Source organism: Chitinophaga caseinilytica (genome assembly GCF_038396765.1).
In the GTDB taxonomy this organism is placed as follows: domain Bacteria; phylum Bacteroidota; class Bacteroidia; order Chitinophagales; family Chitinophagaceae; genus Chitinophaga; species Chitinophaga caseinilytica.
In genome coordinates this window covers 54358-68466 of record NZ_CP150096.1, presented here as the reverse complement: position 1 = coordinate 68466, position 14109 = coordinate 54358, and the positions used below count along the sequence as shown (strand labels likewise).

The 14109-nt window shown below is 56.4% G+C and carries 11 protein-coding genes; 5 read left to right on the top strand and 6 right to left on the bottom strand.

Annotated elements, in window-relative coordinates:
- The first annotated feature begins 78 nt into the window (after positions 1–78).
- The 4 genes from WJU22_RS00290 to WJU22_RS00275 are packed head-to-tail and all read left to right on the top strand — an operon-like array spanning position 79 to position 4097.
- A complete protein-coding gene (locus WJU22_RS00290) occupies positions 79–684 on the top strand; it encodes a hypothetical protein (protein WP_341843802.1) in 606 nt (201 codons plus the stop codon).
- On the top strand, positions 605–1024 hold the full coding sequence (locus WJU22_RS00285; RefSeq protein ID WP_341841328.1) for a carboxypeptidase-like regulatory domain-containing protein: 420 nt from the start codon (positions 605–607) through the stop codon (positions 1022–1024). The genes WJU22_RS00290 and WJU22_RS00285 overlap by 80 nt, the downstream gene beginning before the upstream one ends.
- Complete coding sequence (locus tag WJU22_RS00280) at positions 913–2886, top strand: TonB-dependent receptor (RefSeq protein ID WP_341843800.1); 1974 nt, start codon at positions 913–915, stop codon at positions 2884–2886. The genes WJU22_RS00285 and WJU22_RS00280 overlap by 112 nt, the downstream gene beginning before the upstream one ends.
- Entirely contained in the window at positions 2886–4097 is a 1212-nt protein-coding gene (locus tag WJU22_RS00275) for a sialidase family protein (RefSeq protein WP_341841327.1), read from the top strand. The genes WJU22_RS00280 and WJU22_RS00275 overlap by 1 nt, the downstream gene beginning before the upstream one ends.
- A gap of 449 nt (positions 4098–4546) precedes the next feature.
- On the opposite strand, the gene WJU22_RS00270 is transcribed toward WJU22_RS00275, so the two are convergent.
- The 6 genes from WJU22_RS00270 to dprA form a co-directional block, all read right to left on the bottom strand.
- Positions 4547–5308 carry an SDR family oxidoreductase gene (locus tag WJU22_RS00270; RefSeq protein WP_341841326.1) on the bottom strand — a complete coding sequence of 254 codons (762 nt, stop codon included), beginning with the start codon at positions 5306–5308 and terminating at the stop codon, positions 4547–4549.
- An 11-nt stretch (positions 5309–5319) separates the two neighbouring features.
- The gene (locus WJU22_RS00265) at positions 5320–7254 is read right to left on the bottom strand and encodes a gliding motility-associated C-terminal domain-containing protein (RefSeq protein ID WP_341841325.1); all 1935 of its coding nucleotides are present in this window, start codon (positions 7252–7254) and stop codon (positions 5320–5322) included.
- Between the two features lie 169 nt (positions 7255–7423).
- Positions 7424–8227 carry an alpha/beta hydrolase gene (locus tag WJU22_RS00260; protein ID WP_341841324.1) on the bottom strand — a complete coding sequence of 268 codons (804 nt, stop codon included), beginning with the start codon at positions 8225–8227 and terminating at the stop codon, positions 7424–7426.
- A complete protein-coding gene (gene lnt, locus WJU22_RS00255) occupies positions 8208–9812 on the bottom strand; it encodes an apolipoprotein N-acyltransferase (protein WP_341841323.1) in 1605 nt (534 codons plus the stop codon). Before lnt ends, WJU22_RS00260 begins: the two co-directional genes overlap by 20 nt.
- A gap of 77 nt (positions 9813–9889) precedes the next feature.
- On the bottom strand, positions 9890–11368 hold the full coding sequence (gene guaB / locus WJU22_RS00250) for an IMP dehydrogenase (RefSeq protein ID WP_341841322.1): 1479 nt from the start codon (positions 11366–11368) through the stop codon (positions 9890–9892).
- A 108-nt stretch (positions 11369–11476) separates the two neighbouring features.
- Entirely contained in the window at positions 11477–12583 is a 1107-nt protein-coding gene (gene dprA / locus WJU22_RS00245; RefSeq protein WP_341841321.1) for a DNA-processing protein DprA, read from the bottom strand.
- Between the two features lie 165 nt (positions 12584–12748).
- On the opposite strand from dprA, the gene WJU22_RS00240 reads away from it, so the two are divergent.
- Positions 12749–13534 carry a 5'-nucleotidase, lipoprotein e(P4) family gene (locus WJU22_RS00240; RefSeq protein WP_341841320.1) on the top strand — a complete coding sequence of 262 codons (786 nt, stop codon included), beginning with the start codon at positions 12749–12751 and terminating at the stop codon, positions 13532–13534.
- Positions 13535–14109: the final 575 nt, after the last annotated feature.

The following is a 14109-nucleotide window of genomic DNA, read 5'->3' as shown; positions in this document are numbered from 1 at the left end:
ACGGTCTCCCCGTTTTTATTGCGGGATTGACGTAAATCATTCCACCGTATCCGTTCTGCGCGTATTTTTGTGGCGTTCATGAAACAGATTTTCGTCATAGTCATTCTCGGTGGACTGTTGCTGCAGACGTTCAGCAAAGGTCTCGTGCTGGCGGAATTTTCGCTGAACAAGGAGTATATCTCCCGGGTGCTTTGCATCAACAGGTCGAAACCAAAATTGCATTGCGACGGTCATTGCGTGCTCATGAAAAAGATGCAGGAGCAGCAGAAGAAAGACCATAGCGGTAATTCGGTCACCGAGAAGTTCGAAATCCTCATTGCCCAAACCGCCTCGCAACTGCTGTTGCGTCCCGAAAAGGCGGTGCGCATCCGCCCGGCATATTTGTCGGATGTGCCAACCAGACCCCTCCACGCCGTGTTCCACCCCCACGGGCGTAAACGCTTCCCATTTATCTTTTTTCAGACGAATTGCATTACCGTCCTCCTGAAGGACCGGTTTCCATTTACCCGTATACGCTCCCGTTGCCGGACATTCCGCGCGCATTTTTGCGTGCGCCTGGCAACAGGTATGCGCCCGCATACGTATACGTCAATAGCTATCCAACATGCACCGCATTTTATACATAACGCTTTGCCTCGTGCTGGCCGGGATTTCGGCCAACGCGCAGGAAAAGGTAAAGGGTAGGGTGATAGACGCCCTTACCCGGCAAGCCCTTCCCAACGTAACCGTCCAGGCCGGCGGAACGGGCTGCCAGACAGACGCTTCGGGCCGATTTACCCTGCATTGCCCGCCCGGGGCCGATTCCATGAAAGCTTCCTGCATCGGTTATGCCGCCTGCTGTGTGAAGGTTTCGGGGGAGACGAGCACGTTTTCGTCATGGAGCCCCTCGCCGGCAAGCTCGGCGAAATCATCGTGTCTGCCGGCCGGCAGCGCCAGTACCGCTCCGATGCGCCCATCGCCATCAGCACGCTCAACGCCCAAACCCTCCGCGAAACAAAAGCCACTTCGCTGGAACAGGTACTGAACAAAGTGAGCGGCGTGTATATGGCAGACCTGGGGAACGAACAGCACACCATGGCCATCCGCCAGCCGATCGGGTATAAAAGCCTGTTTTTATATATGGAAGACGGATTGCCCATCCGCACCGTCGGCGATTTCAACCACAACGCCCTCATCGAGATCAACATGGCGGCGCTGCAAAGGATCGAAGTGATCAGGGGGCCGGCTTCGTCGCTGTACGGCAGCGAAGCCGTGGGCGGGGCCGTCAATTTTCTGACCGCGCAACCCACGCCCGTTACTACCGGGAAAATCCAGGCGGAAATGAGCGACGGCGGATACAAACGCACCGATTTTAATCTGTCGGGCACAAAAGGCAAGCTGGGCGTGTGGGTTGGCGGATATTACGCCGACCAGCGCAACGGCCGCATCGAGCACAGTGATTTCCACAAGCTGGCGCTCACCCTCAAAACGCAGTACAAATTCGATGAGCGCACCACCTGGACGAACGCCGCTACCTTCGTGGATTATAAGACCGACCAGACCGGCGGTGTAGACAGCGCCAACTTCTTCTCCCGCAACTACAAAAGTATGCACACGTTCTCGTACCGGCTGGTGAAGGCTTTCCGGTTCAGGAGCACGCTGGAGAAACAGTGGAACGATGCCGACCAGACGAGTTTCTCCGTTTTCTATCGCCACAACGAGATCGGCCAGAATCCTTTTTACGCCATCAAAACTACCAACAATCCCCTCAAAGCCAGGGGCGAAATCAACAGCGACGCGTTCCAGAGCGGGGGCCTGCTCGTGCAGCACAGGAAACGTTTTGGATGGAAGGGCGCTTCTTTGACCGGGGGCTTCAGCGCCGATTACAGCCCGGCTACGTATTACGCTCAGTTCATCGACGTGGACCGCGACGGCAGGGGTTACTTCACCGGCTATACGAAAACGGATTCCGTGCTCACTGATTACAAGGTAGACCTCGTGAATACGGCGCTGTATGTGCAGGGCGAAATGAACCCGTTCGCCAATATGAAACTGATCGCGGCGCTGCGGTACGACCGGATGGATTGCCGCTTCGATAACCACCTGCCGCCGTCTGCCTTTACCGGTTCCCCCGACGAGCGGAACCACTACGAAGCCTGGACGCCTAAGTTGGGCCTTACGTACGACTTTGGCCATAACCGCGGCCTGTACGCCAATTACAGCGTGGGTTTTGCACCGCCGAACATTTCGGAACTGTATCGTGGTGTGAAGGTGCCTACGCTCCGGCCCGCCAGTTACCGCAACTTCGAGATCGGCGGCTGGATGGGTTTTGCGAAAGGAAAGGGACATGCGGAAATGAGCCTGTACCGGATGGATGGCGAAAACGAGATCATCAGTGTTCGTCTGGCCGACAATTCCACCGAAAACCGCAACGCCGGTAAAACGAAGCACGCAGGTATAGAATGGAGTGCGCGCTATGCGTTGCTGCCTTCGCTGGAAATCCGTACCAGCGGCACTTTCGCGCGGCATGACTTTGTAACGTTCGAGGATAAGGGAAAAAAATACGACGGCAACCGGATGAACACCGCACCCGAATGGATCACCAATTCCGAAGCCACCTGGAAGCCCGTCCGGCACCTTCGCCTGGGCATGGAGTGGCAGCATGTGGGCAGCTATTTCATGGACCCCGCCAACACGGCGCGCTACGGCGGTTACGATCTCTTCAACGCCCGTGCCGGTTACCAGTTCGGGCCGGTGGAGTGCTGGGTGAACTGCCGTAACCTGTTCGATGCAACTTACGCCACCACCGCCGAAAAGAGCGCATTTGGCGACAGCTATCGCCCGGGGCCGGTGCGCACGTTCAACTTCGGCGTCGCTTATACATTTACCGCCAAACAAAAATCCTGATGCAACGATACTTTATTTTCTTATTCATCACCGCTATGGCAGCTGGTTGCGGGCAGCAGCAGGGATTCCGGGCGGGAGGGGAGCACATCCTTTCCGACACGAACAAACTCGCTTCCTGCACGCATATTTCGCACGACGCGGCCGGCCGGCTCATCGTGAGCTGGGTGGAACAGGAACCCGGTAGCGACGAAGGCTCGCTCTGGTACGCAGTTTCGGAAGACGGGGGCGAACATTTCGGTCAAGCCGTTCCCGTAACTACCGCTACCGGCATTTCGCCGCAACCTGAAAATATGCCGAAGATCGTGTTCCGGAAAAACAGGGAAGCGATCGCGATGTTCGGCACCCGTAACCCCGATCCGCGCAACAAATACGCCGGCAAAGTATGGTACGTCCGCTCTTCCGACGGCGGTAAAAATTGGCAACCAGCCGTGCCTTTGGTGACGGATACGGCGGGGTACGATCAGCGGTATTTCGACATGTCGCCATTACCAGACGGGAATGTGGCGTGCGTTTGGCTGGATAACCGGAAAGACCATCCCCTCGAAGGTTCCACATTGTTCATCGCAACTTCCGGGCAACAGGGCTTCGAGCGGCCGCGCCCCCTCGTGCAAACGGTTTGCCAATGCTGCCGCACATCCCTCTACACCGATCCGCAGGGCGGCCTTCACGTCGCGTTCCGCGACATCATCCACGACACCATCCGCGATATGGTGCATATGTATTCCAAAGACGGCGGCGCAACATTTACCCAACCAGTGCGGATCAGTGCAGACAATTGGGCGGTGAACGGTTGTCCGCACACCGGTCCTACGATGACCAGCAACCGCAGCGGACTGCATTTCGCGTGGTTTACGATGGGCGGCGGACAGGGCGTTTTCTACGGAAAATCCATCAACAACGGGATCAGTTTTTCCAGCCGCGAAAGCATCAGCGCCAAACCAACGGCCAAACATCCGCAACTCGTATCCGCATCCAACGGCGATCTGCTATTGGCCTGGGACGAACCTTCCGATACCACGACGAACCGCATTGGCTTCGTGCATAAATCCCCCGAAGGCAAAACCCTGTCAACGGGCTACCTTACCGGCGAAGGCGAGCAATCCGTATTCCCCGTCATGAAACCGGTGGCGGAAAAAACGGTGGCGGTGGCGTACCGGAAAAGGGTCAGGGGGAAGGAAATGATTTGTGTGAGAAGGGTGGATTGGGATTGACGATCAGTATATAACGGGAATAAAAAAAGAGGGCGCTTTGCGGCGTCCTCTTTTTTAATACGGTAGTTTGAGAGTCAGTTGTAGCCCCACGACCATTGCTTCTCGGCCTTCCAGCTCTGACGCATGGCCCAGCGGCCGTAATTGTTTCTTCGGGAACTATCAAAATACGCTCCCAGAAACTCCTTACATCTCGGATAGTACAACCTGATGATGTACATAGTAACAAATGTTAGCATAGGGATATGGTTATAGGATTATCAATAGGCTCATCGTTGGGCATCTCACCCTTTTGGTGGGATGGTACTTTCTGTGTCGCTCGTCTGTAAGTGGTATTTATAAGGCAAACCCGTGCTGGGGCGCTTGTCAATCCCTACGGCTCTCCCAATTTATAGGGATTTCAAATATAATAGATAATTATAAAATGTATAATAACACTAATGTGTAGTTTTTTATTTGAAGGTATAATAAGCGTTCGCCTGCGCCGTTGCGGTCACCACGAGGTCGTTGATGCAGACATGCGCCGGCAGGGAAGCGCAATACCAAACCACATCCGCCACATCTTCCGCTTTAAGCGGTTGAAAACCAGTGTAAACGTCTTTGGCGCGACTTTCATCGCCTTTGAAGCGCACGAGCGAGAACTCGGTTTCCGCGGCTCCGGGGTGCACCGCCGTCACCTTGATCCCGTAAGGCAGCAGATCGATCCGCATGCCCTGCGACAGCGCGTCAACGGCCGCTTTGGTGGCACAATACACATTCCCTTTGGCATAAACGATCTTGGCGGCGGTAGAACCGATGTTGATGATGTGCCCGCTTTTCCGTGCTTTCATCCAGGGGATCACGGTGCGGCTCACGTATAAAAGCCCCTTCACGTTCGTGTCGATCATCGTTTCCCAATCGTCCACATTCCCTTCGTCGATGGTGGAAAGGTCGAGCGCAAGGCCGGCATTGTTCACCAGCACATCGATCTGCCGCCAGTTGTCTGGCAGGCTTTCCAGCGCGGCGGTAACGGCCTCCCGGGACCGGACGTCGAATTCCAGTGGCATTACTTCCGCCCCGAAACCTTCTTCCAGCTTCTGTTGCAGGGCGGCCAGCCTTTCCTTTCTTCTGCCGGTAACGATCAGGCGATATCCTTCCCGCGCGAACCTTTCTGCGCAGGCTTCTCCGAACCCGGCGGTAGCGCCGGTAATGAGTGCGGTTTTTCCAGTCTTCATGTTATGAACGTTTAGCGAAGCAAAGTTACGGTCCCTTTTTTGGAAATCTTGACCCCGTTCAGGTCCAGGCCTTCCAAAATCCAGAGATACGTGTCGATCGCGGCTGGCTTGCCTTTGTAGGTACCGTCCCATCCCTTCCGGAATTCGAGCGAATTATAGACGAGCTCGCCCCACCGGTTGAAGATCCGGAAATAGTAATATTCCTTGATCCCCACGGGAATGAACCGGAAGAAATCGTTGTTGCCATCGCCGTTCGGCGAAAAAGCGTTGGGAATATAGAATTCCGGGCCGGTGTAATATTTGACATTGATATCGTCGAACCCGACGCAGCCCTGCGGATTACTGACGCGCAGCCGGAACGTGATTTCCTCGTTCCAGTTCAGCATCGGATCGGCCACGTCCGGATTGTCGAGCCCCGTTCCGGGAGACCACCGGTAAATTTCCCCACCCTGTCCGTTCAGCCGCAAAGGCTGTCCCCTGGCGAGGATGGTATCGTTCCCCGCAAATGGTCTCACTTCATACAACCGGAAGTTTTTCGTGACGGTGGCGTCGCACCCGCGGTTGGTCTGGATGTGCAGTCTTATCGTATATACGTCACCGTTAGCGTACCGGTACAGCGGTGCCGTGAGGCTCGATGTGTCGTTGTCTGTTCCGGGCACCCCGAAATCCCACTGCCGGCGGGTGATCACGCCATTCCGGTAAGTCGAAGTATCCGTAAAAAAGACGGGGTTTTCGCGGCAGACGCCCTGCACGGTGAATCCCGTGCGCAGCCCCGGGTAGTTGAAGATGCGGCCGGTAGTGCTGTCTGTACACGGGAGCCCGGGGTTCACGACCAGTTTCACGGTATATACACCGGTGTCGGCGAAGGTTTTGAAGAAGATGTTCCGCGAGTCGGTAATGGTGTCGGTCCCGTCGCTGAAATACCAGAGGAAGCGCGAAGTATATCCCGCCACGCTGTTGTTGGTGATGGGGACGCGCATGCCGAGGGAGTCGTTGCAATGGTACAGCGTCGATGGGGTGGATGCGGTGATGCGGGTGGCGCAATTATAAACGGTGATGAGAATATCTTTTTGATGCGTCCCCAGCAATCGTTTCGTGCGCCGGTCCCATTCCGAAACGCAGACGGAGACCACGAATTTGCCCGACCGGTTGGGCGTGCCGGTGATGAGGCCGTTGTTGTCGATACTGAGCTGCGGATTGCCGCCCATGGGGTTGGCGCCGGTATATGGTGGAATGTAACTGACGTAGGAATTGTAGGGTGGAGGTGAGGCGGCCGTTTCGTTGGCGCGGGTGCTGCCTCCGGTGAGGGCGTTGCAGAGGGAATAGGTGAGACTGTCGCCGTCGGGGTCGGTAGCGCGGTAGTTATATCTCAGGGGAAGGCCGGCGCAGATGACGGGTGCTTCTTCGATGTCGAAAAAGGCGCTGTTGTTTTCCGGGCGGCTTCCCAGGCCGGGGATCCAGGTGTAGAAATTGGAACCTTCGCGTTCGGAGTTGTAGATATTGGTGAGTGCTTCGCCCCGGCAACACCGTTGGTACGTGACGTAATATCCGCCGTCGATTTCCGGGAGCTCGATGACCTCGCTTTCGTAAAAGGCGACTTCGAGGTATATCGTTTGCGGGGCAAGACAGGGGTTTTTAAGGGTGTCGCGGATGGAAGCGGTGTGGGCGATGGTGAGCAGCCGCGGAACGCCCAACCGCCTGCCGGTGGCTGTAAAGATGGAAAAGGGGACCGGGTTCTCGAAATAATCCAGGCAGCCTTGCCGGGTGCCGCACACGAAATCCCCGTCCCGGTACAGCTTCATGATGATCCGGTAGCGGTGCGCCCCGTTGTTGGGGTTGATGCCGAGATGACGATAAAATATTTCCCCACCGATAATGTGGTACGCGTTCACAGTGCAGCTCAGGAAACAGGCCAGAAAGATGAGGAGCGATACAAATTTGCCCATGGGGAGAGGCTTTACTTGTAACCATAATTTACGGAAAATCGCGGGGTTGCTGAAATTTAAGTGGCAGGCGGCTACATAAAAATCGCCGTCAAGTGTAAGGTGCTGTAGGATAGAGGGAATGAATTCCGGCGGTTTTTCGTTTATCCGAAAAGTTTATGCCGGGATATTTTTATTCGCCGTGTTGGCAAAAAGTAATGAATTGATGCAGCAGCAAACTGCTTTCTTCGAACACTTCCAGCATACCCATATGCCCGACGTGGTCGAAAATCTGGATGCTGGCGGTGGATGGAAGTACCACCTGGCTCATGCTGTTTTCCAGGGGAACGGCCTGGTCTTCCTTCCCGACGAAGAAAAATACCGGTTTCCGGATGGATGACAGTACGGCGGTCCTGTCTGGCCGGGCGATCATGGCTTCGTAATACCCGATCATGGTGGCCAAGGGTATTTTGACGGCCTGGTCCATGTAATTCTCTACCCTGGCGGCCTGCGAGTTCCGGAAGCCCGCGGCGAACATATTGGGAAGCAATTGTTTCACGAAAGATTCGACGCCGTATTGTTGCATGATCCGGATAGACTTGCGGCGGCCTTCCCGTTTTTCTTCGGTATCCGGCCGGGCGGTGGAGCTGAAGAGCCCGAGGCCTTCCACCGCATCGGGATAGGCTTCGGCGAATGCGAGGGCTACGTATCCGCCCATGGAATGCCCGATCACGACGGCACTGCCGAGCCCTTCGGCCTGCAATACCCGCCACGCGAACGTGGCCATGCTTTCCATGCTGAGCGGCGATGTGATGTTGGAGCGCCCTGTGCCGGGGAGGTCCGGGACGATCACCCGGTAATGCGCGCGGAGATAGGCGGTCTGATGCTCCCAAACGGAATGGTCTTCCGCGAAACCGTGCAACAAAAGCACCGCGTCGCCCTGGCCTTCCGTCCAATACGCGCCTTCCTGTCCTCCGTTATCGAATGTTTTCCACATTTTTCTTCCTGGTTACCCGTAAAACAATCGTGTATAACAATAGCAAGATACAAAAGATCACCGGTGCGAATGCGATGTAACCGCAATTTTTCACGTAGAAGGTCTGCTCGGCCGAGCAGCTCACCATCCCTGCGATCACGCCTGGTTCCCAGTACGGCAGCGATTCCGTGATCTGCCCCTGCGGCGAGATCAGTGCGGAAATGCCCGTATTGGCGCTGCGGGCTACCCATCTCCGCGTTTCGATGGCGCGAAGGCGGGCATAATGCAGGTGCTGCCGGTGCCCGGCGGTATTGCCCCACCATCCGTCGTTCGTCACTACAACCAACAATTGCGCGCCTTCCCGCACTTTTTCCGCCACAAAGCTGCCGTAGACGGATTCGTAGCAAATGGCGGTGTAAACATTGCAGTCAGGATTGGTGAACAGCGGCACCCCGGGCGTCAGTCCATAACTACCTGAAATGCCGCCCATATCGAGCGCGAGCTTTTTCATGAAAGGGAGATACCGCATGTAGGGCGTCAGTTCCACACCGGGTACCAGCCGGGCTTTATGATATACCTGTACGTTGGCCGAGGTATCGATCTGGATGCTGGAATTGAACGCGTCGTACCAGTAGTTGCCTTCTGAAGCGTGGCGCGCGGTGGAAGGGATTTCGTCCGTCACCGTGTATTGCCGGTAAGTAGCCGCGCCGGAAATGAGGCTGGCTTTGGGGAAACGCCGGAGAAAATCGCGGATGGCCAATACTTCCGGCTGAACGTTCAGGTCATGCTCCCAGGCGCCGGACGGGAAAAGCGCCGTTTCCGGCCAGATGATGAAGCGGGTCGACGAATCGGTTTTTTGCGCGGTGAGGCCGATCAGTTTGCGGAGCTGTTCTTCCGCCGCGCCACGCGCGAATTTCTCGTCGTACGGGTCGATGTTCGGCTGCACGACAACGATCTTCGTATCGGCGGGCACATTTTTATCCCCCGAAACAAGGAAAGAAGCGACGGTGGGTATAAGGATGGCGAGCGCCGGGGCAAGGATCGCGCTGAATTTGAACGTGCTGCGGTATTGGAGGATGGCGCGGTACGCCAGGATGTTGACGATGAGGATCCACCACGATCCGCCTTCCGTTCCCAGGTATTCGTACCATTCCACCCATTGCGGGTACATGGCGAATGCGTTGCCGAGGGTGAGCCAGGGCCAGCTGAGCTCCCAGTGCTGGTGAATATATTCGAACGTCATCCAGTAAACCGCCAGTGCGAAATACCCTGTGGCACGGCCTGCGCGGAGGCGGGTGGTGCGGTAGCACATCCAGGGGATGGTCATGAGCAGGGCGTTGAACGCATTGGCGAAAATGCCGCTGGCGGGAACGGTGGTGTTGCCGACCCACCAGGTGGTGGCGGTGTTCCAGATCCAGAACGCGAGGAAAAGGAGGCCGAAGTAGGCGGCGGGGCGCTCGGTCATACGGTCGCTCATGGCCAGCAGGGGAACGAACGCGATGAAGATCAGGAAGGTAAGGGAGGAAGTGGGCCAGGCCGCCCATAGCAGGAGGCCGGAAAGGATACTGAGCAGCAGGGCACTGCGTTTTTGCAGGATTGCATTCATTTTTCAAATATAAACAGGGAACGCAAGAAAAAGGGCCTGCGCTTGCAGGCCCTTTGAAATATCACGGGAAAATGATGTTAGCGGCTGTAATTGGGCGCTTCTTTGGTGATCACTACGTCGTGCGGGTGGTTTTCCTTTACGGTAGCGGAAGTGATCTTCACGAACTGCGCGTCTTGCAGGGCCTTGATGTCTTTGGCGCCTACGTAACCCATACCTGCGCGGAGGCCGCCTACGAATTGCTGTACCACTTCGGAAAGGGTGCCTTTGTAGGGAACGCGGCCCACGATGCCTTCGGGAACGAGTTTTTTGATATCCGCTTCCACATCCTGGAAGTAGCGGTCTTTGGAACCTTCCGCCATGGCCTCGATGGAGCCCATGCCGCGGTAGGATTTGAATTTACGGCCTTCGTAGATGATGGTTTCTCCGGGGCTTTCTTCCACACCGGCGAAGATGGAGCCGGCCATGATGGTGGAAGCGCCTGCGGCGAGGGCTTTCACCATGTCGCCGGTGTAACGGATACCGCCGTCTGCGATCACCGGGATGCCGGCTTTCTTGAGGGCCTGGGCGGCGTTCATCACAGCGGAAAGCTGCGGGAAGCCGGCGCCGGTCACTACGCGGGTGGTGCAAATGGAACCGGGGCCAACGCCTACTTTCACGGCGTCTGCACCGGCAGCTGCCAGGGCGAGGGCGCCTTCGGCCGTTGCTACGTTACCGCCGATCACCTGCAGTTTCGGGAATGCCTTTTTCAGTTTCTTCAGGGCTTCGAGCACGTAGATGGAGTGGCCATGCGCACTGTCGAGCGTAACCACGTCCACACCTTCATGGAGCAATGCGGCTGCACGGTCTTGCAGGTCGGGCGTGATGCCGAGGGCGGCGCCTACGAGCAGGCGGCCGTAGTTATCTTTGGCCGAAGCGGGAAAGCTTTGCAGCTGGAGGATGTCGCGGTAAGTGATGAGCCCTACCAGTTTACCCTGTTTATTGACTACGGGGAGTTTTTCGATGCGGTGCTGCTGGAGGATTTTTTCGGCTTTCTTCATGTCCGTTCCTTCGGGAGCGGTCACGAGGTTGTCTTTCGTCATCACCTCGCTGATGAGGCGTTTGGTATTATGTTTTTCGAAGCGGAGATCGCGGTTGGTGAGGATCCCGATGAGTTTTTTATCGCCGTCTACGATGGGGATGCCGCTGATGCCGTTATCCCGCATGAGGCGCAATGCCTGGCCAATGGTGGAGTCTGCGCTGAGGGTAACCGGGTCGAGGATGAGGCCGCTCTCGCTGCGTTTCACTTTTCTTACCAGTTCCGCCTGTTTCTCGATGCTCATGTTCTTGTGCAGGATGCCGATACCGCCTTCCCGAGCCAAAGCGATGGCGAGGGTGGCTTCCGTTACGGTATCCATGGCGGCAGAGACCATGGGGATGTTGATACGAAGGTTCTTGGTGAGTTGAGTGGAGATGTTCACTTCTCTGGGCAGCACTTCTGAGTAGGCAGGCACCAGTAAAACATCATCGAAGGTGAGACCGTCAGCTACAAATTTCTCTTTGGATTTTCCCGCAGGCATATTGCAATTATTTTGGTAAGGTTTCTAAATAATTGCACGCAAATGTACGACTATTTTATGGAATCCGCGCAAACCGTTTTTCATGTACCGATTTAATAACATGTGTGATCAGCGGGCCATCTGCTGGAATGTGTAGCCCGGCAAGGCCCGTACTACGCCCATCATTTCCAGCGCCAGCATGCCTTCTGTTACCTGAGACCGCGGAATGCCGCTCCTGTATTGGATTTCATCGAGACTGAGGCGTGTTGCGCCCAGGGTTTCGAGGATCAGCCGCTGTTCGGCCGTGAGGTCGTGGAAAAGGGCGGATTGGACGGCCGGCGGGGCGGATACGGCGGGATCCCGCCAGTTCAGGGCCTCGGCGATGTCTGCGGCAGAAGTGATCAGTGCCGCCCGGTTCTGGCGGATGAGGGCGAGGCAGCCTTCGGATGCGGTGTCGCCGATGCGGCCGGGAACGGCCAGTACATCGCGGTTGTAATCATTGGCGAGGCCGGCCGTGATGAGCGAGCCGCCGGAGATGCCGCTTTCCGCGACGAGGATGCCGTCGCAGCAACCCGCCACGATGCGGTTGCGGCGGGGGAAGTGCATCCGGTTGAGGGCCGTTCCGCTGGGGAAATCGGTGAGTAAACCGCCCTGTTCCTCCATCTGCCGTGCGATGCGGGCGTGGCGGGATGGATAGATACGGTCGAGCCCGTGGGCCAGCACGCCGATGGTGGGCAAACCGGCTTCGATGGCAGCCTGGTGGGCGGCCACGTCTATCCCATAGGCGAGCCCGCTGACGATGGTGACCTGGAGGGGAGCGAGGCCCGCGATGAGCGACCTGCAGCATTCGATGCCGTAAGGCGTGGGCCGGCGGGTGCCTACTACGCCCAATATGCGGGGGGCTTGCAGGTCGGGCCGGCCGCGGGTGTAGAGAAGAACGGGCGCGTCCCAGCAATGGCGGAGGCGGGCGGGGTAATCGGGGTCTGTCCAGAATACGGGGCGGACGCCCTGGCGCTCGAGGAAGCGGATTTCCAGATCGGTGCGGGAGAAGTCTTTAAATTGCCGGATGGCGTCCGCGCGGGACGGCCCTACGGTGGCGATGCGTTCGAGCTCGCGGCGGGGCGCGGAGAAGATGGAGGCGGCGTCGCCGAAATGTTCGACGAGGTGGCGGGCCACAACGTCACCGACCTGTGGAATGAAGCTAAGCGCGATGCGGCATTGGGTTTCGGTTGGCATGGATGAAAGAATTTGGGCACCGAAGCTAGGGGAATTCTGCGGAAACCAGCACTGAGAATTTCTCCGATTTCCGGAGATATTCTCGCCCTTTTTTTCAGGCACCGAATATATTTTTCCCGATTTTTGTCCCGTTAACTTCCTGCTTCACATCAAAAGATTTCGTGTATGCGATACCTTGGTTTTTTACTGTTGATATTTTTTGCGGCGTGCAAAACGGCGGGCCCGGTTGCTTCAGGTGCGCAGGGGCAGGTGGGGCCATGGGTTTCGGGCCCGGCCTGGGCGGCCTTGTGGCAGCAGCGGTCGGGGGAATACCGGGCATTGTGCCTGCAGGCGTACCGTGCGGCGGGCGACAGGGTGGAAGTGATGCGGCATCAGCAAACGCTTCGTCCGCGTGCGATCGTGACGGATATCGACGAAACGGTGCTGGACAACAGTCCGTATTCCGCGGCCGTGGCGTTGGCGGGCAGGAGTTGGTCGCAGGCCTCGTGGGAGGAGTGGACGAAGAAGGCGGCGGCGGAGCCGGTGCCGGGATCGGTGGAATTTTTCAGGTTCGCGGCGGAGAGCGGGTTTACGATCTATTATATTACGAACAGGCTGGAAAGTGAGCGTGCGGCGACGTTGAAGAATTTGCAGCGGTGCGGGTTCCCGCAGGCGGATAATGAACATTTGCTCATGTCGTCGGGGAATTCGGATAAGGAGCCGCGGCGGCAGGAAGTGGCGCGCAAGTATGAAATTGCGATGTTGGTGGGAGATAATCTGAATGATTTCTCGGATGTTTTCTACCGCCAGCCTTCGGATGCCCGAAACGCGAAAGTGGATGAGGTGCGCCAGGAATTGGGGAGTCGTTACATTATGATCCCGAACGCGATGTACGGCGATTGGCTGAGTGCTTTGGTACCGAAAGGTGCGCGGGCAGACAGTGCACTGCGTAGTGCATTGCGGGTGGAGTAATTTTGAGGTATAAAAACTTTACAGGAGATACGTACGGTTGATTGTTAACCTGGTTTGTTGACCTGGGTACGTATTCGAAATTGAACTGATATCCAGCACGAAGGTTGATGATTGGAAGTGCATGCACATGGTGGTTTCGAATAATGATGGATCGCGGAAAAGCGGCATCATTGGAGGCCCATGGGCAGGTTATGTTCTTTCAGCCATCCCGATTTTTCAGAAGTACATGGTCTCGAACTTGCTTGTAAGTGGTTTCGCATGATGGTGAATCGCGGTTTCGCGTCATCATCTGAGGCTCTTTGCAGTTCGGAATCGAATGCTTCATCTATTATGGGTGCAAGTCAGCTGTATACCGGTGTTTTTGGCGCTGGATGGGCATCTAGCTGGGATGTATTGCGTCAGGGAATTGCTGAATGAGGTTGCTGTTGATGCTGAATTGCGGTTTCGCATTATCATCGTAGGCTCATAGCAGTTCGGCATCGAATGCTTCATCTATTTTAGATGCAAATAAGATGTAAACCGGTGTTTTTGGCGCTGGATGGACGTCCTGTAGGGATGCATTACGTCAGGGAATT

What these genes read in the sequence shown, in the direction of transcription:
- WJU22_RS00290 (WP_341843802.1), top strand. Translation starts at nt 79, where the DNA reads ATGAAACAGATTTTCGTCATAGTCATTCTCGGTGGACTGTTGCTGCAG.
- lnt (WP_341841323.1), bottom strand. Translation starts at nt 9,812, where the DNA reads ATGAATGCAATCCTGCAAAAACGCAGTGCCCTGCTGCTCAGTATCCTT.
- guaB (WP_341841322.1), bottom strand. Translation starts at nt 11,368, where the DNA reads ATGCCTGCGGGAAAATCCAAAGAGAAATTTGTAGCTGACGGTCTCACC.
- WJU22_RS00260 (WP_341841324.1), bottom strand. Translation starts at nt 8,227, where the DNA reads ATGTGGAAAACATTCGATAACGGAGGACAGGAAGGCGCGTATTGGACG.
- WJU22_RS00270 (WP_341841326.1), bottom strand. Translation starts at nt 5,308, where the DNA reads ATGAAGACTGGAAAAACCGCACTCATTACCGGCGCTACCGCCGGGTTC.
- WJU22_RS00265 (WP_341841325.1), bottom strand. Translation starts at nt 7,254, where the DNA reads ATGGGCAAATTTGTATCGCTCCTCATCTTTCTGGCCTGTTTCCTGAGC.
- WJU22_RS00275 (WP_341841327.1), top strand. Translation starts at nt 2,886, where the DNA reads ATGCAACGATACTTTATTTTCTTATTCATCACCGCTATGGCAGCTGGT.
- dprA (WP_341841321.1), bottom strand. Translation starts at nt 12,583, where the DNA reads ATGCCAACCGAAACCCAATGCCGCATCGCGCTTAGCTTCATTCCACAG.
- WJU22_RS00285 (WP_341841328.1), top strand. Translation starts at nt 605, where the DNA reads ATGCACCGCATTTTATACATAACGCTTTGCCTCGTGCTGGCCGGGATT.
- WJU22_RS00240 (WP_341841320.1), top strand. Translation starts at nt 12,749, where the DNA reads ATGCGATACCTTGGTTTTTTACTGTTGATATTTTTTGCGGCGTGCAAA.